The organism is Terrirhizobium terrae, from assembly GCF_030323265.1.
Taxonomy (GTDB): Bacteria; Pseudomonadota; Alphaproteobacteria; order Rhizobiales; family Rhizobiaceae; genus Neorhizobium.
The window spans coordinates 3,639,261-3,655,875 of record NZ_CP104992.1; the positions used below are offsets into that span (position 1 = coordinate 3,639,261).

General features: G+C 60.7%; 14 protein-coding genes and 4 pseudogenes. 8 read left to right on the plus strand and 10 right to left on the minus strand.

Annotation, left to right across the window (positions count from 1 at the left end; genetic code table 11):
* Positions 1–85: 85 nt before the first annotated feature.
* The 7 genes and pseudogenes from N7E02_RS25985 to hemN form a co-directional block, all read right to left on the minus strand.
* Complete coding sequence (locus N7E02_RS25985; protein WP_286580597.1) at positions 86–1,021, minus strand: lipid A biosynthesis lauroyl acyltransferase; 936 nt, start codon at positions 1,019–1,021, stop codon at positions 86–88.
* Positions 1,022–1,026: 5 nt separating this feature from the next.
* A complete protein-coding gene (locus N7E02_RS25990) occupies positions 1,027–2,055 on the minus strand; it encodes a zinc-binding dehydrogenase (RefSeq protein ID WP_286580598.1) in 1,029 nt (342 codons plus the stop codon).
* 201 nt (positions 2,056–2,256) lie between these two features.
* Entirely contained in the window at positions 2,257–3,543 is a 1,287-nt protein-coding gene (locus tag N7E02_RS25995) for a beta-ketoacyl-ACP synthase (protein WP_286580599.1), read from the minus strand.
* A gap of 11 nt (positions 3,544–3,554) precedes the next feature.
* Positions 3,555–4,758 (minus strand): annotated as a pseudogene (locus N7E02_RS26000) (beta-ketoacyl-ACP synthase).
* A gap of 33 nt (positions 4,759–4,791) precedes the next feature.
* Positions 4,792–5,265, minus strand: a complete 474-nt coding sequence (locus N7E02_RS26005; protein WP_286580600.1) for a 3-hydroxyacyl-ACP dehydratase FabZ family protein — start codon at positions 5,263–5,265, stop codon at positions 4,792–4,794.
* A gap of 19 nt (positions 5,266–5,284) precedes the next feature.
* Positions 5,285–5,569 (minus strand): acyl carrier protein, encoded by a 285-nt coding sequence (locus tag N7E02_RS26010; protein WP_003495848.1) that lies wholly within the window; start codon positions 5,567–5,569, stop codon positions 5,285–5,287.
* Positions 5,570–5,700: 131 nt separating this feature from the next.
* A pseudogene (gene hemN / locus N7E02_RS26015) lies at positions 5,701–7,049 on the minus strand (oxygen-independent coproporphyrinogen III oxidase).
* A gap of 132 nt (positions 7,050–7,181) precedes the next feature.
* Here hemN and N7E02_RS26020 point away from each other — a divergent pair.
* The gene (locus N7E02_RS26020; RefSeq protein ID WP_286580602.1) at positions 7,182–7,907 is read left to right on the plus strand and encodes a Crp/Fnr family transcriptional regulator; all 726 of its coding nucleotides are present in this window, start codon (positions 7,182–7,184) and stop codon (positions 7,905–7,907) included.
* A gap of 18 nt (positions 7,908–7,925) precedes the next feature.
* Here N7E02_RS26020 and N7E02_RS26025 read toward each other — a convergent pair whose 3' ends face one another.
* Entirely contained in the window at positions 7,926–8,891 is a 966-nt protein-coding gene (locus tag N7E02_RS26025) for a nucleoside hydrolase (RefSeq protein ID WP_286580603.1), read from the minus strand.
* Positions 8,892–9,070: 179 nt separating this feature from the next.
* On the opposite strand from N7E02_RS26025, the pseudogene N7E02_RS26030 reads away from it, so the two are divergent.
* Positions 9,071–9,857 (plus strand): annotated as a pseudogene (locus N7E02_RS26030) (TSUP family transporter).
* 6 nt (positions 9,858–9,863) lie between these two features.
* On the opposite strand, the gene cobU reads toward N7E02_RS26030, so the two are convergent.
* Positions 9,864–10,385 (minus strand): bifunctional adenosylcobinamide kinase/adenosylcobinamide-phosphate guanylyltransferase, encoded by a 522-nt coding sequence (gene cobU / locus N7E02_RS26035; protein WP_286580604.1) that lies wholly within the window; start codon positions 10,383–10,385, stop codon positions 9,864–9,866.
* A 303-nt stretch (positions 10,386–10,688) separates the two neighbouring features.
* On the opposite strand from cobU, the gene N7E02_RS26040 reads away from it, so the two are divergent.
* The 6 genes and pseudogenes from N7E02_RS26040 to N7E02_RS26065 all read left to right on the plus strand — a co-directional run bounded on the left by N7E02_RS26040 (position 10,689) and on the right by N7E02_RS26065 (position 16,140).
* Positions 10,689–10,832 (plus strand): hypothetical protein, encoded by a 144-nt coding sequence (locus tag N7E02_RS26040; protein ID WP_286580605.1) that lies wholly within the window; start codon positions 10,689–10,691, stop codon positions 10,830–10,832.
* 656 nt (positions 10,833–11,488) lie between these two features.
* Positions 11,489–12,484, plus strand: a complete 996-nt coding sequence (locus N7E02_RS26045; protein WP_286580606.1) for an ABC transporter substrate-binding protein — start codon at positions 11,489–11,491, stop codon at positions 12,482–12,484.
* Positions 12,485–12,680: 196 nt separating this feature from the next.
* The gene (locus N7E02_RS26050) at positions 12,681–13,589 is read left to right on the plus strand and encodes an ABC transporter permease (RefSeq protein ID WP_286580607.1); all 909 of its coding nucleotides are present in this window, start codon (positions 12,681–12,683) and stop codon (positions 13,587–13,589) included.
* Entirely contained in the window at positions 13,582–14,634 is a 1,053-nt protein-coding gene (locus N7E02_RS26055; RefSeq protein WP_286580608.1) for a quaternary amine ABC transporter ATP-binding protein, read from the plus strand. Before N7E02_RS26050 ends, N7E02_RS26055 begins: the two co-directional genes overlap by 8 nt.
* 120 nt (positions 14,635–14,754) lie before the next feature.
* A pseudogene (bmt, locus tag N7E02_RS26060) lies at positions 14,755–15,769 on the plus strand (betaine--homocysteine S-methyltransferase).
* A gap of 20 nt (positions 15,770–15,789) precedes the next feature.
* The gene (locus N7E02_RS26065; RefSeq protein WP_286584045.1) at positions 15,790–16,140 is read left to right on the plus strand and encodes a hypothetical protein; all 351 of its coding nucleotides are present in this window, start codon (positions 15,790–15,792) and stop codon (positions 16,138–16,140) included.
* 59 nt (positions 16,141–16,199) lie between these two features.
* On the opposite strand, the gene N7E02_RS26070 is transcribed toward N7E02_RS26065, so the two are convergent.
* Complete coding sequence (locus N7E02_RS26070) at positions 16,200–16,565, minus strand: hypothetical protein (protein ID WP_286584046.1); 366 nt, start codon at positions 16,563–16,565, stop codon at positions 16,200–16,202.
* Between the last annotated feature and the right edge of the window lie 50 nt (positions 16,566–16,615).

Here is a 16,615-nt window from a genome sequence, read left to right on the forward strand (position 1 = left end):
ATTCTGGCTAAACAATTTATCAAGTTGCGACGCAAATATTCGCCTAATCTACCATAGCGGGAGTGTGCAAGGCAAAGAGCGGCACTCAGCGTTCGACTTCTTTCTTGATGTGCCAGCGGTCGTGATACCAGAGCCATTGTTCTGGATATTCGCGAACCCAACTCTCCACCTTGTCGTTGAGAACCTGCGACGTCCCCTGGACGTCCAGATTGCCCTTGGCGTCGCGGGGCAATTCTATCTTCGGCTCGATCTCAAGCCGATACCGGTTGTCCGGTAGCCTTATGCAGCGCGCCGGATAGACGTCAGCATCGAACTGGCGGACGAGTTTGGCAAGCAGCGGATTGGTCTTGACCGGTCGACCGAAGAACAGCGTCAAGAGACCCTTGCGGAATTTCTGGTCCACCAGCACGCCGACCCCGCCCCCGGCCTCAAGCCTGCGCGCCAGCGCGAAAGACGAACCGGCATGCGAGGGAACGAGCTGCCCCATGCGAGAGGAGCGGAAGGAGAAGACCTTCTCGGCGATATAGGGATTGTTCGGCGGCCGGAACAGCACCATCACTTCAAGGCCAAATGCCTTGCCGGCGACGGGAAGCAATTCGAAATTGCCGGTATGGGCAGTAAAGACGATGAACGGCCGCGGATTGTCACGCAGATCGAGGAAGATCGGGATGCCCGACACCTCCACCCTACCCGGCTTATCCTGTTCGGGATCGAAATCGAACAAGCGGTCGAGGAAGACATATTCGGCCGCGAGCCGCCCCATATGTCCCCAGCTGGCGACAGCGATCTCTTCAAGCTCCGCTTCAGCTTTCTCCGGGAAAGCATTGCGCAGATTGGTCATCATCAGCTTGTGACGCCAGAGCTTTGGCCCGAGGAAACGGGCGAAGCGGTCGGCATATCGGATGGCCGGATCGGCCGGCAGGATCTTCAGGGAATTCAGGAGACCGAAGGTCGCCTGTGCCACCAGCCATTGCTGGAAGTTCCTGAGCGCCAGCACAATCCGGGTGATGAACATCTTCACGTGTGTCAGTCCATCCGCAGGACGATCTTGCCGAAGACCTGTCGGCTCTCCATGCGCTCGAGCGCCTTGTAGATCTCGTCGAAGGCAACTTCGGTATCGATGACCGGATGCACGATGCCCCGCGCCATCTTCTGCATGGCGTCGGCCATGTTTTCCATGCGGCAGCCGAAGGAGCCGAGCAGTTTCAGCTGCTGCTGGAACAGCATCATCAGGTTGACATCGGTCGAGACACCCGAGGTAGAGCCGCAGGTCACCAGTCGTCCACCGCGTTTCAGGCAGAACATCGAGGCGGCGAACGTGTCCTTGCCGACATGCTCGAACACGACATCGACGCCCTTCTTCTTGGTCAGCTTGCGGACCACGCCTTCGAAGCGGTCGGTCCGGTAGTTGATGACGTGGTCGGCGCCGAGCGCCTTGGCCCCCTCGATCTTGTCGTCCGAACCGACGGTAGTGATGACGGTGCAGCCGGTCTTCTTGGCAAGCTGGATAGCCGCCGAGCCGATCCCCGAGCCGCCTGCATGGATGAGAATGGTCTCTCCCGCCTCGAGCTTGGCATTGTCGAACAGCATGTGCTCGACGGTGCCGAAGGTGACCGGCGCAAGGGCGGCGGCGACGGCATCGACGCCCGGAGGTGCCGGAACCAGCAGACGCGCCGGCAGGTTCGCCTTTTCCTGGGCAAAGCCGTCGAGATGGAAGCCGTGAACGCCGGATACGTTTTCACAGAGGTTGTCACGCTTTTCGCGGCAGGGCTTGCAGAGGCCGCAGGTACGCGCACCGTAGATCGATACGAGCTGGCCGGGCAGCACGTTGGAGACGCCGGGACCGATCGCCTCGACGACGCCGGATGCTTCAGCACCGATCGTCAGCGGCATCTTGCGCTTGGCGAATGCCATGCCGCGCCAGCCCCAGACGTCGATATGGTTCAGCGCCACGGCCTTGACGCGCAACGTCACCTCGCCCGGGCCCGGAGCTTCGGGCTCGGGAATATCGACGGCTTCGAGCTTGCGGTCATCGATCAGTTGCAGCGCGCGCATGTTTTCGTTTCCTTGTCGTAGGATCCCTCATTCCTGTGCTTGTCACAGGAATCCAGCCAGCCCAAATCCTTGGGCTGAAAAGACTCCTTCGCGCCGCAGACGCGGCGCTGCTGGACCCCTGTGACATTCCGTGGGCAGAGCCCTAGGGCCACAGGGCTGAGGGAGCAAGTGAGGGCCGCTCCTTCCAGATCGCGCTGGCCTTTAGACCGGTTCCCGCGTCATGACAAGGCTGGCGTTCTGGCCGCCGAAGCCGAAGGAGTTGGAAAGAACTGCCTTGGGCGAGCCGCTGCGCTTCGTATTCGGCACCACATCCAGCTCGATCGTCGGATCGGGATTGGTGTAGTTGATGGTCGGCGGCAGGGTCTCGGTCAGCATCGTCTGGATCGAGAATACCGCCTCGACGGCACCCGCCGCGGTCAGCGTATGGCCGATCATCGACTTGTTTGACGAGACCGGAATGCTCTTCAGGCTGTCGCCGAAGACGGCGAGCATGGAGCCATACTCCATCTTGTCGTTTTCCGGTGTCGAGGTACCATGCGCATTGATATAGCCGATACCGCCTTCGTCCATGCCCGCATCTTCGAGCGCCGCGCGGATGGTTGCGATCGCCGGGCCACCATCCGGTGACGAGCGTGTGCGATGGAAGTGGTCGGCCTTTTCGCCGAGACCCTTGATGATGCCGAGCACCTTTGCACCGCGGGCGATCGCCGATTCCAGCGATTCCAGGACCAGCGTTGCGGCGCCTTCGGCGATGACGAAGCCGTCGCGGTCCTTGCTGAACGGCTTGGACGCCTTTTCCGGCGGATCATTCTGGGTCGACAGAGCCGAGAGCAGCGAGAAGCGGATCAGAGCCTCGGCGCTGACCGAGCCATCGGTCGCGGCAACGAGCGCCTTGTCCGTGCGGCCCTGACGGATAGCTTCGACGCCGAGCTGGATCGCGGTGGCGCCAGACGCGCAGGCTGTCGACAGCGTCACGGGCAATCCGCGCGTGCCAAAAGTGTCGGCGAGACGCTCGGAGATCGAACCGAACTGTACGGCTTCGAGGAAGACCGGGTCAGGACGCTCGCGCATCGCGGTGAGAAAACGATCATAGGCATCGCCCTCGACGCTCGGCGGCGGCGCGCGATCTGCGAGCGCGAAACGGTCTTCCCATTCCGGTTCGACCGGAGGAGCCGCGAGAAACAGAGGACCTTCGAAATCGCCTGACAGGCCGGCCTGCGCCAGCGCTTCCTTGGTCGTCTCGCGGGCGAAGGCGAAGGAACGCTCGACCGCGTTGTTTGCCGGAACCGCGATGAAATCGACGGTGCCGCTGATGCGGGTCGAGAGCTTTTCGGTCGGGAAGCGGGTGATCTTGTGGATGCCCGACGTGCCTGAGGTCAGCGCTGCCCAGTTGTCGGTCAGCCCCCGTCCGAGGGAAGTGATCACACCCATGCCGGTCACGGCGACGAGCGGACGTCCGAGATGATCCTTGAAGCGGTTGTCACTCATGCTTCGCTCCTTCAGGCGTCGGTCGAGAGGATTGCAACGCCCTCGCCGCGCGTATAGCCGACAGTTGTCACCACCGCATGGGCGGCAGGCTTCGACATGGCTTGTTCGTTCTTGCCGTCAAATGCGGGCACATTGCTCTTGCCGTCGAGCGCCAGGGCCGCGAGTGCCAGACCGAGCGGGAACTGCGCTTCCATGCCATGGCCGGTCACGCCGCCGAAGCCGCGGATGGCAGCACCCGGGAAAGCCTGTTCCAGAACCGTCTTCTCACGAGCCGAAAGGTCCACCAGACCGCTTGCGCCGGAAAACACGACCGTGTCGGCAGCGTTGAGTGTGGAGCCAACCTCGGACAGACGCGAAAGGCGCTTTTCAAGACGTCCGTCGTCGCGATTGCCGCGATCGCCTTCGACCGCGTCGATCGTCGCGTAAATATGGGCGCTGCGCGCTTCGGCATGGGCGCGGGATTCGAGCACGAGGAATGCACCGACCGAACCCATGATCATGCCGCCGCCATTATCGGGCGAACGGGACCAGAGCGCTTCCCACTCACCGGTCGCATGGGCACAAATGCCCTCGACCAGCAGAATGATGTCGGCGCGTTCGGCGACGAAGGCGCCACCGACGAGGCTGTGGCTCGACTGGCCGGCCTTGATCCGGTGGAAGGCCGTCTCAACGGCGGAAATGCCGGCCGATTCCTCGCCCATGAAGGTGCGCGACGATCCCGTCACCTTGTGGACGATCGAGATATTGCCGGCCATGAGGTTGGAAAGCTGCGCCAGAAACAGCGTCGGACGCAGTTCCGTCGTCAGCTTTTCGTTGAGCAACACGTCGCGGTCGTTGCGCTTCAGACCTTCGTCGGCGATCAGCGAGATCGACCTTTATGTCGCGCTCGCCGCCACCGGCAGCCACGATCATGTCCATCGAGGCGCAGGCTTCCGCGTTTTCCTTGAGGCCTGCGTCATCGAGCGCCAGACCTGCGGTGAAGACACCCAGGCGCTGCCAGTTCTCCATCTGCCGCTGGTCGCCGCGCTTGGCGATCTGCGCGGACCAGTCGATTTCAGGCATGGGATGGATGGGATAGGGCTTGAAGCGTTCGACTTCGACCTTCGGTGCGCCGACCGCCGGCTGCGACAGGAACGCGACATGCGCATCCTTGCCGACGCCCTGGCAGGTCACGATCCCGACGCCGGTGATCACAACATCATTGTCAGACTTCATAACTGTCCTCTTTGCGGAGGTTAGCGGGCGGCTTCAGCCGCCGGCTTCCATCGCGGCCACAAGGCCGACTTCTTCGGCGCGCTTGCGCACGATCGGCGCCAGCGGAATTTCCGTAAACGGCATGGTGCGCAGCTTGAGCTGCGCGTCGCAGACCTTCTTGCCGGCAGACGAGATCTTCGCCTTGGTCACGGCATAGCCCGAGCCTTCATGCTCCAGATAGGCTTCGATGTCGAGAACCGCCTCCGGTTCGACAAAGGCGCGCATCTTGGCGCCATCGACCGACATCAGGAAAGGCATGGCGGCAAAATTGGTGGCGGCGAGCACGAGCATGCCCGAGGCCTGCGCCATGGTTTCGATCAGGAGCACGCCGGGCACGAGCGGCATGCCGGGAAAGTGCCCCTCGAAAACGGGGCTCTTTGCCGGCACGGTCGACCGCGCCTTCAGTGTCTTTCCGCTGAGATCGAGCGTTTCCACCCGATCGATCATCTGGAAATATTCGAGCAGCATGAGGGCTTACGGCAGGGCGTCAGCCCTTGGCCGCCCTCAGCTCGTCAATCTTGGCGCAGAGGTTCTTGAGGACGAAATATTCCTCGGTCGAAACCTTGCCCTCGTTGACTTCCTGGGTCCACTGCTCGAGCGGGATCTTGATGCCGAATTCCTTGTCGATCGCAAAGACGATATCGAGGAAGTCCAGGCTGTCGATACCGAGGTCATCGATCGTGTGGCTTTCCGGAGTGATGGTCTCGCGGTCGATTTCGCTGGTTTCAGCAATGATGTCGGCAACTTTGTCGAATGTAGCGGTCACGCCCATGTCCTCTGAAGAATATGTAAATCAGAGTTCCACATAGGGAAAACGGTTCCAAATGCCAATGGCTTCGTTTTTCGAAGCCCGAATTTGCACCGAAACTGTTGCCCAAACAGCAGTCGAAACAGCAGTTTTCCTCACACTGCGATGGAATGCCGCCCCCGGCCGGTATTGAAATAGCGGTCGAAAACGGCAGCGATGGTCCGCGCGAAGGGCTTCCCGTCCGTCGTTATGCGGAATGCTCTGTTGCTCACCTGACAGATGCCGTCGCGGTCCTGGCGGGCGAAGGCTCTCGCCTCGGCGATCACGTCATCTGCCCCATCGGAAAAAAGCGCCCGCAACGGCAGGAAGTCGAAGCCGAAATCGCACATCAGCCGTTCGATGACATAGGCACGCACGCGGTCATCCTCCGAGAACGCCACGCCGCGGAAAGCCGCAAGCCCTTCGCTTTCGGCCATGCGCTGATATTCGCCCGTCGCGGGCATGTTCTGAATATAGCCCTGCGGCAGCTGACTGATCGAAGATGCACCAAGCCCGATCAGCGCGTCTGCACTGTCGGTCGTATAGCCCTGAAAATTCCGCCGCAGGCGTCCGTTGCGCGCCGCGATGGCGAGCGAATCGTCGGGCTTGGCGAAATGATCGATGCCGACCGCCTCGTAACCCGCCGCGAGCAGCTTTTCGCTAGCGAATGTGCTCTGCTGAAACCGCGCGGTGAAATCGGGCAGCGCCGATTCCGGGATCATCGTCTGGTGCTTCTTCATCCATGGCACATGGGCATAGCCGAACAGGGCCACACGATCCGGTGACAGCGACAGGATGTTCGAGAGCGTGCGGTCCACACTCTCCAGCGTCTGATGCGGCAATCCATAGAGGACATCGCAATTGACCGAAGTCACGCCCTCGCCCGCACGGCGTCGACCACCGACTTTGTCTGCTCGAAGGTCTGGATCCGGTTGATCGCCTTCTGCACGACGGGATCGAAGTCCTGCACGCCGAGGCTCGCACGCGTCAGGCCGATCGCGGCCAGCGCGTTATAGCGGGCGTCGTCGAGATCGTTGGGATCCATCTCTACGCTGATCTCCACCTCGTCCGCCATGTCGAACGAGGCGCGCAGACAGACCATCAGATCGACCATGTCCTCGGGCTTGAGCATGGTCGGAGAACCACCGCCGAAATGGATGGCTGTGACTTTGGCGCCGGGGCCGACTTTTGCACCTACAGTTGCGATCTCTTTTCGCAGCGATTTCAGATACGCGGTGATCGGTTCGTAGCGTAGCGTCTGCTTGGTATGACAGGCGCAGAACCAGCAGAGCCGGTCGCAATAGGGAATGTGCAGGTAGAGCGACAGGCTGTTGCCTTGGCCGAGTTCGGACAGCCACTGCGAATAGATGTCGCAATTCACCCCACTGTGAAAGTGAGGGGCTGTCGGATAACTCGTATAGCGCGGTACCGCACCGGAATATTTAGCAAGCAGCCTCTCGTTCATCGCGCACCTCTTTTCTGCGGCTCCAGAGGTAGCCGGGGAATATTTTCGCGACTTTGACCTGGATCAAGCAAGAGAACGTCATGTGAACCAAGGTCAAACCACGGAGGGGAGCCCGAATCGTAGGACAGGAAGATGGATGCACAGCTGAAACTGCCGGATACACACGAGATCCCGCTCGTCTGCCGTTCCTGCGAAGCAAGGCACGGCGGCATCTGCTCCACCCTGACCACGCAACAGCTCGCCGAACTCAACAAGCATTCCCAGCGCCGTGCGGTCGAAGCCGGCACCGAGCTGATCGGTCAGGGCGAGCTTGTGACGTCCTACTCTAATGTGCTGAACGGCGTCGTGAAGTTGTCGAAGATTATGGCGGACGGCCGTCAGCAGATCGTCGGCCTGCAATTTGCTCCTGATTTCATGGGGCGGCCCTTCCTTGGCGAAAGCCTGATGACGGCCGAGGCCGCCACAGATACCGAACTCTGCGTCCTGCCGCGCAGACTGCTCGAACGCATGATCTCCGAATCGGCGGAGCTTGGTGCCAAGCTTCATAAACAGGCTCTGATCGAGCTTGATGAAGCGCGCGACTGGATGCTGACACTGGGCAGGAAATCCGCCCGCGAGAAGGTCGCCAGCCTGCTGGTGCTGATCGCCACCCACACGGAACCGGACCAGAGCCGCGACTGCGCCTTCGACCTGCCGCTGTCACGGGCGGATATCGCCGATTTTCTCGGCCTGACGATCGAGACCGTCAGCCGCCAGATGACCAAGCTGCGCAAGGACGGCATCATCCATATCGAGAACAACCGTCATGTCATCGTGCCGGATTTCGACCGATTGGCAGTGGCAGCGGGCGGAGACTAACCCTCACCCGCCGCATTTTCAGGGTGCGCGGCCTTCGACCAGAACGGCGCGGATCGCGTCGAGAACGCCTTCCGCCCGTACATCGGTGCAGACTATCTGGCTCGGCACACCATCCCAGGCGCTGCCGACGAACTTGCGCCCCTGATCGGGCGCCTGGATGGTCTTGCCGTCGGCCAGCCCGCCGCAGACCACCCGGACCGGGCCGGTGCGGGTATCGAACAGATGCGGCTCGGTGAGATAAACGCAGGCGCAGCTGTCATGTAGCACCATGCCGTCGAGGCCGACGCGCTGACGATAGAAGTCGATGTAGAATTGCGAGAGGTCGGAAAGAAGCTTCAGATCCGGGCCGCCGGCCTTGACCATTTCGGCCATCTCGTCGGACGACATCCGTGTCTTCATCGTTACGTCGAGGCCGAGTATCGTCACCTTCCATGGTGCGATGAAAACGGCGTCCGCGGCTTCGGGGTCGCCATGGATATTGGCCTCGGCTGCCGGCGTCACGTTGCCGTTGACGTCGAACGCGCCGCCCATGATCACCACTTCCTTCACCAGCGCCGCGATGCCGGGATCGGCCTTCAGCGCCAGCGCCAGATTGGTCATGCGGCCGACGGCGACAATCGTCACCTTGCCGGGATCGGCTCTCACCGTGTCGATGATGAACTGGGCCGCCGAACGCTCGTCCAGCGGATGGTCGATATCCAAAGGTACGCCGATATTACCGAGCCCATCCTCGCCATGAACAGCGGGGGCATAATGAGCGGAATCGCGGGCCTCGTCGAATGCGGTTCCCGCTCCCTTGGCGATCGGAGCCGAAATGCCCCATTCCTTGTGCAGGAACTGTGCGTTGCGCGTCGTGAGTTCGATCGCGGCATTGCCGAAAACGGTGGTCACGCCGACGAGCTCGATCTCGGGATGGCGATGCAGGTAGAGAAGAGCCATTGCGTCGTCCACGCCGGGATCGGTGTCGAATATGACTTTCTGCATGCGCCTGTCCAACTTTGCTGATGCTGCTATTAAGGCCGCGCACCATAGCCGCATTGCAGCAAGGTGCAATCCCGCCGCTCACGACTGGCGGATTGTGCTGTGGGTACTCTTGCCCGCAATCGGCTTCGGTGCCAAAAGGCGGCTCTTTCCTGCATTTCCTGCCCCGCGAGTGCCCTCCCGTGCCAGATATCGCCTTCGAGCTTCTGCTGCTCCTGTTCCTTGCCGCCTGCTTTGCCGGTTTCGTCGATCTCGATTGCCGGCGGTGGTGGCCTGATCACCATTCCGGTCCTGCTGATCGCGGGTCTTCCGCCGCTCGAAGCGATCGCCACCAACAAGCTGCAGTCGCAGTTCGCGTCTGCCTCCGCAACGATCGCCTATGCCCGCAAGGGCCACATAAACCTGCGCCAGCAGATGCCGATGGCGGTGATGGCAATGGCTGGCGGAGCGGCCGGTGCACTGCTCGCCTCGCTGGTACCTGCATCGATGCTTGCCGCCGCCATCCCCTTCCTGCTGATCGCGATCGCATTGTTCTTTGCGTTCAAGCCCAACCTCGCCGATGTCGATGGTCACCGGAGAGTGACGCCTTTCGTCTTCGGCCTCACAGTGGTGCCGATCGTCGGACTTTATGATGGCGTGTTCGGACCCGGCGCCGGCTCGTTCTACATGCTGGGTTTCGTGCTGCTCGCCGGCTTCGGTCTCTTGAAGGCGACCGCCCACACCAAGCTGATCAACTTCGGCTCGAACTTCGGTTCGTTTCTGGTTTTCGCTGCAACGGGCTCGATCCTCTGGAAGGTCGGCCTGATGATGGGGCTTGGGCAGTTCATCGGCGCGCAGATCGGTTCGGGCCTCGCCATGAAGAAAGGCGCAAAGCTGATCAAGCCGCTTCTGGTGCTGTCGTGTCTTGCGCTGGCGACGAAGCTCTTGGCCGATCCGAGCCACCCTGCCCGCCTCTGGCTCGGCTGGTAGCCGCAATTAGCCCTTCATCCGAAGCGGCAGGCCAGCAGCAATGAAGAAGACCTCGTCGGCGGCGGCCGCTATCTGCTGATGCAGGCGACCGGCATGGTCGCGGAATTCCCGGGCCATCTTGTTTTCCGGTACGATCCCGAGACCGACTTCGTTGGACACGAGCACGATCCGTGCCTTGCAGCGGGACAGGCAGGCGACAAGTCCCGCGCTGCGTGCCGGAATGTCGGCATCCTCCATCATGAGATTGGTGATCCATAGCGTCAGGCAATCGACCAGGATGACGCGTTCCGGTGCGTCCATCGCGACAAGCGTCTCGCTCAGTTCGAGGGGAACCTCGTGGGTGATCCAGGCCGGCCCGCGATCCTCGCGATGCCTGGCAATCCGCTCGCGCATCTCGTCGTCATAGGCCCGGCCGGTGGCGATGTAGTGCCGCTCCAGCCCGCTTTCCTGCGACAGCCTTTCCGCGAAGGCGGATTTTCCGGAGCGGGCGCCTCCGAGAACAAGGACGGTCCTGCCGGTCGAGATCATGGGGAGAGGATCATTCTGAAGCCAGACGAGACCGGACGATTCGTAGATCTGAGAGGCGTCCGGCCCGTGTTAGGGTTTGTCTGGATAATCATTGCGACATCATCGTGCCGACTCGTCCACCCGAAGTCAACCTGCCCCTGCCGAGAGTGCCTGGAAAACATCGCATCTGAGCAATTCGCAGCACTATCTCTTTTGCGACATAAAGTGGCGGAAGACTGAGTTGTGGGGCGCCCCGGCCAAGCGTATTGCATCGCTAAAATATGAGGTCGACGAGACGGCTCGCGGCCCTTGAGGAAACATCCGATGCTTTATGTTTTCAAGAACAGCAATGGCGTTCAGATCGCCTGGAATTCCGAAGCTCCTCGCACGCCTCGGGATCGCCGCCCGACCGTCAGCGAACGCCTGCTGACAGCGATCGGCTTTGCCCGCACGCCAAACCTCGGCTGACCTTTCCAGTATAGCAACAAATGGACTTTCCCGGCCCCTGTCGGGAGAGATGCGTCGCGAATGCGACGGCGCGGGGTAAAGGGGCAGCCGGTACGCTTTACCTAAGCCGGCGCCACTGACGGACATCCGTCCGCGGGCAGATCAATAGCGCGACATCCTTACCGGATGGTTATTGACGACGACCGGAGAGCCTTAATCGTCGCCGACTACCTCTTTTTTCATCAGACTACATTTTTTGTGCAGCGTAAACGCGGCGCTAATCGGCTACTAAACGTCAAATCTCGGGCGTGACTTTCGAGCCGTTTCTGATTGTCGGCTCATCGCCGTAAGTACAACAGCGCATATTGACGGCATTTGATCGTTTTTAGACCTTCCGAGCACTACAAAACACGTTCTTCCAACGAGTTAAGGCCATTTCGCGATTCAACGGCGCTGACAGCTGCTGTTGATTTATTTGATGGAAGCCGTACGGTAATCCGGCTGACACGCAAATGCGCCCTATCCGAGGCATCAGCCGCGATAGCAAAGAAGATGCACGTGGACGGCAGCTCTTCACTGGAGCGGCCCTGGCTGCTCCTGACACATATCCGCTAACGGATTTCGGTAAACCCGGCTCCGCGTATTGGTTGTCAACAATAAGACTGGGAGGTCTTACGATGAAAAAACTCCTTGCTTCCACTGCCTTCGCAGCCGGTCTCTACGCGTTTGCCGGAGCAGCACAGGCAGACTGTGGTTCCATCTCGATCGCTGAAATGAACTGGGCTTCGGCCGGCGTCGCCGCCAATGTCGACAAGATCATCCTAGAAGAAGGCTATGGCTGCACTGTCGAGCTCGTCACGGGCGACACGATGCCGACCTTCACTTCCATGAACGAGAAGGCGCAGCCGGACATGGCCCCCGAATTCTGGGTCAATGCCGTGCGCACGCCGCTCGACGCCGCCGTTAAGGAAGGTCGCCTGATAGAAGCCGCCGAAATCCTCGCCGACGGCGCGGTCGAGGGCTGGTGGATCCCGAAATTCCTCGCCGACGCCCATCCGGACATCAAGACCGTCGAGCAAGCGCTTGCCCATCCGGAACTCTTCCCTGCACCGGAAGATCCGTCGAAGGCTGCCGTAACAAACTGCCCTTCCGGCTGGAACTGCCAGGTTTCCACCGCCAATCTCTACAAGGCGCTCGGCGCCAAGGAGAAGGGTTTCGACCTGGTCGATACCGGCTCGGCTGCGGGCCTCGACGGCTCGATTGCCAGCGCCTTTGAAAAGAAGACCGGCTGGCTCGGCTACTATTGGGCACCGACCGCCATCCTCGGCAAGTACGAGATGGTGAAGCTCTCCTTCGACGTACCCCATGACAAGGCCGACTGGGATGCGTGCACTGCCGTTCCGGATTGCGCCAACCCAAAGGTCAATTCCTATCCGACCTCGGAAGCCTTCACCGTCGTGACCAAGCAATTCGCCGACAAGGCAGGCGTGGCGATGGATTACGTCAAGGCCCGCAAGTGGACCAACGCCACGGTCAACGGGATCCTCGCATGGCAGACCGACAACCAGGGCACCAACGAGGACGCCGCCAAGCACTTCCTCGAAACCATGCCGGAAGTATGGGAAAAGTGGGTCGCTCCAGATGTGGCCGAAAAGGTAAAGGCATCGCTTTGATGCTATGATATCAAGGGGCGGTAGGCGATTACCGCCCCTTATGCGTCGCGGAGGCCTTGCCGCATGTCGCAGTGGGCCACGTGGCCGGGGAACTGCTTCGTGATACTGCCTCTTCGGGTGACAGGCCGTGACCGAAAGCCATGTCGAAGCACGGTGCCCGGATACAGAGAAGAACAGATATATAAAGGGGAAAAGCATGGCGATCTGCGAGTTCCTGCCGCGAGCCCTCTGTAGGTTCCCGGCCATCAGCGACAGCTATATCCGCCAGGCGCGCCAGGTGATCGACGACGGCTTCAAGGGCCTAGTCCGAGAATATGGCAGCGTCATCGATATCGTTGTGCGCCCGCTCCAATGGTTTTTGAACTATCTGGAACGGCTCTTCACCAGCTCGCCTTGGACGGTCGTGCTGATCGTCATGCTGCTGATCGTCTATTTCGGCAGCCGTAGTGTCCGCATCACCATCGGCACTGCGGTCGGCATGGTTTTCATCGGCATATTCGGTCTTTGGGAAGACACGATGACGACGCTTGCGATCGTCACCGTCTCGACGCTGATCGCAATCGTCATCGGTCTGCCGATCGGCATCCTCATGGCCCGCTCCGACCGCATTCAGGGCGTCATCAACCCGATCCTCGACGTGATGCAGACGATGCCGAGCTTCGTCTACCTGATCCCCGTCGTCGTCATCTTCGGCATCGGCAAGGTGCCGGGCCTGATCGCGGTCGTGATCTACGCCGTACCGCCGATGATCCGCCTCACCAATCTCGGCATCCGGCTCGTCGACAAGGAAGTGCTGGAGGCGGCCGATGCTTTCGGTTCCTCGCCCGGCCAGAAGCTCTGGAACGTGCAGATGCCGCTGGCATTGCCAACCATTATGGCCGGCATCAACCAGACGATCATGATGTCGCTCGCCATGGTGGTCGTGGCCTCCATGGTCGGCGTCGGCGGCCTCGGCCGCAACACGCTGCAGGCGATCAACAACCAGTTCTTCACCTTCGGCTTCCTCAACGGCTTTGCCCTCGTCGCGATCGCCATCATCTTCGATCGCACCAGCCAAGCCTTCGGCAAGCGTCTTCAGCGTCATTCGGAGGTGGTCCATGGCTAGTCACGGCATTGAAATCAAAGGCCTCTACAAGATCTTCGGCCCCAACGGGCACGAGCATGTCGAGGCCTGTCGCAATGGATTGTCCAAGGCCGAGCTCAATACCCAGTTCGGCCATGTCCTCGGCCTGCAGGACATCAACATCTCCATGCCTGCCGGCGGCATCACCGTCGTCATGGGCCTGTCCGGCTCCGGCAAGTCGACGCTGATCCGCCACATCAACCGGCTGATCGAACCGACCGCCGGCGAAGTCATCTACGACGGCGTCAACATCTGCAGCATGAACGAGCGCGACCTGCGCGAATTCCGCCGCCACAAAACGGCGATGGTGTTCCAGAAATTCGCGCTTCTGCCGCACAGGACCGTCATCGAAAACACCGTTTATGGTCTGGACATCCAGGGCATTTCCCGCTCGGAAAGCACCAAGAAGGCGCAATACTGGATCGAGCGGGTCGGCCTTGCCGGCTTCGAGAACCATTATCCGAACCAGCTCTCAGGCGGCATGCAGCAGCGCGTCGGTCTCGCCCGCGCTCTGACCAACGACGCAGACATCCTGCTCATGGACGAAGCCTATTCGGCACTCGACCCGCTGATCCGCGTCGACATGCAGACCGTGCTTCTCGACCTCCAGGCGGAATTGAAGAAGACCGTCGTCTTCATCACCCACGATCTCGACGAGGCCCTGAGGCTCGGCGACAAGATCGCCATCCTGCGCGACGGCAAGGTCGTGCAGCAGGGAACGGGCCAGGAAATCGTCCTGTCACCGGCCGATGACTACATCACCGCCTTCGTCAAGGAAGTGAATCGCGGCCGTGTCATCCAGGCTAAGACCGTCATGGCACCCTTTGATGGTCAGGCGGACGGTGCCCGCATCGAGGCGACCACGACTTTGGAAAGCGCTGCCAAGGTGATGACCGAGAGCGGACAGAGCAAGGCAACCATCGTCGACGAGGCAGGCACGCCGATCGGCACACTCGACCTCCAGACGATGATCGCCGCAATGGTGACGCCGGCCGGTTCCGAAGCATCCAGGATGGCAGCCGAATAATCGCGATGTCGAACGAACGACGTAACAAGAGGCGTCGGCGTCGCAGCCGGCGCCTATCCTCTGAGTTGAAAGCATATAAAGGAATCTTTATATCTGCTCTACGATTTTCAGGAGGATGCCATGCCGACAACCAATGCCCTGACCGATCTGCTTGCTGAAAAAGGCGTCCTTCTGGCGGATGGCGCGACAGGCACAAACCTGTTTTCCGCTGGCCTCGAAGCCGGCGAAGCACCGGAAATGTGGAACGAGGCACATCCGGAACGGATCACCAAGCTGCATCAGGATTTCGTTGATGCGGGCGCCGATATCATCCTGACGAACACATTCGGCGGCACGCGTCATCGCCTGAAGCTCCATCACGCGCAGGATCGGGTATTCGATCTCAACAAGCGGGCAGCGGAGATCGCTCGTGCAGTTGCTGACGGCGCCGGCCGGAAGGTCATCGTCGCAGGCTCCGTCGGCCCGACCGGCGAATTGCTGATCCCGCTCGGCGCATTGTCCTATGAAGATGCTGTCGCAGCCTTCGTCGAGCAGATGGAGGGCCTTAAGGCTGGCGGCGTCGATGTCGCCTGGATCGAGACCATGTCTGCGCCGGACGAGATCCGTGCTGCCGCGGAAGCAGCCACGAAGGTCGGCCTGCCCTATACTTATACCGGTTCGTTCGACACAGCCGGCAAGACGATGATGGGGCTCAATCCGAAGGACATTCATCAGGTCGCAAGCGATGTCGGAAATGGCCCGGAGGCGGTCGGCGCGAACTGCGGCGTCGGCGCATCCGATATCCTCTCCTCGCTGCTCGACATGACGGAAGCCGATCCGAACGCGATCACCATCGTCAAGGGCAATTGCGGCATTCCTGAATTCCGCGGCTCGGAGATCTATTATTCCGGCACTCCGCCGCTAATGGCCGAATATGCGAGGCTTGCCCGGGACGCCGGCGCGAAGATCATCGGCGGCTGCTGCGGCACGTCCTGCGAGCATCTGGCGGCAATGCGCGTCGCTCTCGACAGTTATACACCGCGTCCTCGCCCGACGATCGAGGAAATCGTCGACAAGATCGGCCCGCTCCGCAATAAGACCGCCAGCGAGATCCGGTGGCGATTCAGGCCGAGAACGCCGTCGTCGCCGCATCTGAAGGACAGCGGAGAGAAAAGCATGAGCAGCATATCGCCGATCGGAAGCCGGGAAACGGTGGCCGAGGGATTGACCGGCCTTTCTGACGACAAACAGAACTGGCTGAAGCTTCTCATGGAAAATCCGGCGAGCGACGACCTGATGCTCGCTGGACTGCATCTCTATCTCGACCATGCTTCCGAAGCGCGATTTCTCAATACGCTCAAACTGCAGAAATGCGGCGAATGGCTTGGCAACGCTGCCCCCGACCGTCTGCAGATCCGATTGGCGGAAGCCGCGAAATCCAGCCAGCACCCGGCACACCAGGCATTCAAGGATGGCTTGACCCGCTCCGGCGGCCTCGAGCGAGCCTATCCAAAGGCGCCGATCTGACCTCTGCTCCCGCTTCATTTGAGCGGGAAGCAGTTCTTCGGTTGGCTAGACGAAAGGCGTCAGGCGGCGACAGCCGGTTCCCGCACATCGTCCAGCAGGAAATGCGCAACCACATATTTCACCGTGTGCTTGGTACCGCTCTCTGACACGGTATCGTCGGTGCCGCCATCGGCTGGATGCCAGCTGTGATAATGGGGATTGTTGGCGATTAGCGTCACGGCCTTGCCGGCAAATGTTCCGCCGAGCCGATAGCGCGCTTCGGCAAGCGGCCATATCTGCTGAAAGTCCTGTTCCGCTATGCGGATTTTCAACGCTTTCCGATTGATCGCCTCATGCTGCAGACCATCCTTGCCCACATATGCTGGCGCCTCAAGCGTCACCTCTTCTGCATTTTCCAGAACGTAGTCGAATTCTTTGGGCCACATCCGCTTCATAAAATCACTCCTCCCAGGTGGTTCTATATGGTCGTGCCTTA

Bases quoted from the DNA above. Each gene is read 5' to 3' on its own strand.
- N7E02_RS25990 (WP_286580598.1), bottom strand. From the start codon at position 2,055: ATGCGCGCGCTGCAACTGATCGATGACCGCAAGCTCGAAGCCGTCGAT.
- N7E02_RS25995 (WP_286580599.1), bottom strand. From the start codon at position 3,543: ATGAGTGACAACCGCTTCAAGGATCATCTCGGACGTCCGCTCGTCGCC.
- N7E02_RS26005 (WP_286580600.1), bottom strand. From the start codon at position 5,265: ATGCTGCTCGAATATTTCCAGATGATCGATCGGGTGGAAACGCTCGAT.
- N7E02_RS26010 (WP_003495848.1), bottom strand. From the start codon at position 5,569: ATGGGCGTGACCGCTACATTCGACAAAGTTGCCGACATCATTGCTGAA.
- N7E02_RS26020 (WP_286580602.1), top strand. From the start codon at position 7,182: ATGGATGCACAGCTGAAACTGCCGGATACACACGAGATCCCGCTCGTC.
- N7E02_RS26025 (WP_286580603.1), bottom strand. From the start codon at position 8,891: ATGCAGAAAGTCATATTCGACACCGATCCCGGCGTGGACGACGCAATG.
- cobU (WP_286580604.1), bottom strand. From the start codon at position 10,385: ATGATCTCGACCGGCAGGACCGTCCTTGTTCTCGGAGGCGCCCGCTCC.
- N7E02_RS26040 (WP_286580605.1), top strand. From the start codon at position 10,689: ATGCTTTATGTTTTCAAGAACAGCAATGGCGTTCAGATCGCCTGGAAT.
- N7E02_RS26045 (WP_286580606.1), top strand. From the start codon at position 11,489: ATGAAAAAACTCCTTGCTTCCACTGCCTTCGCAGCCGGTCTCTACGCG.
- N7E02_RS26050 (WP_286580607.1), top strand. From the start codon at position 12,681: ATGGCGATCTGCGAGTTCCTGCCGCGAGCCCTCTGTAGGTTCCCGGCC.
- N7E02_RS26055 (WP_286580608.1), top strand. From the start codon at position 13,582: ATGGCTAGTCACGGCATTGAAATCAAAGGCCTCTACAAGATCTTCGGC.
- N7E02_RS26065 (WP_286584045.1), top strand. From the start codon at position 15,790: ATGAGCAGCATATCGCCGATCGGAAGCCGGGAAACGGTGGCCGAGGGA.
- N7E02_RS26070 (WP_286584046.1), bottom strand. From the start codon at position 16,565: ATGTGGCCCAAAGAATTCGACTACGTTCTGGAAAATGCAGAAGAGGTG.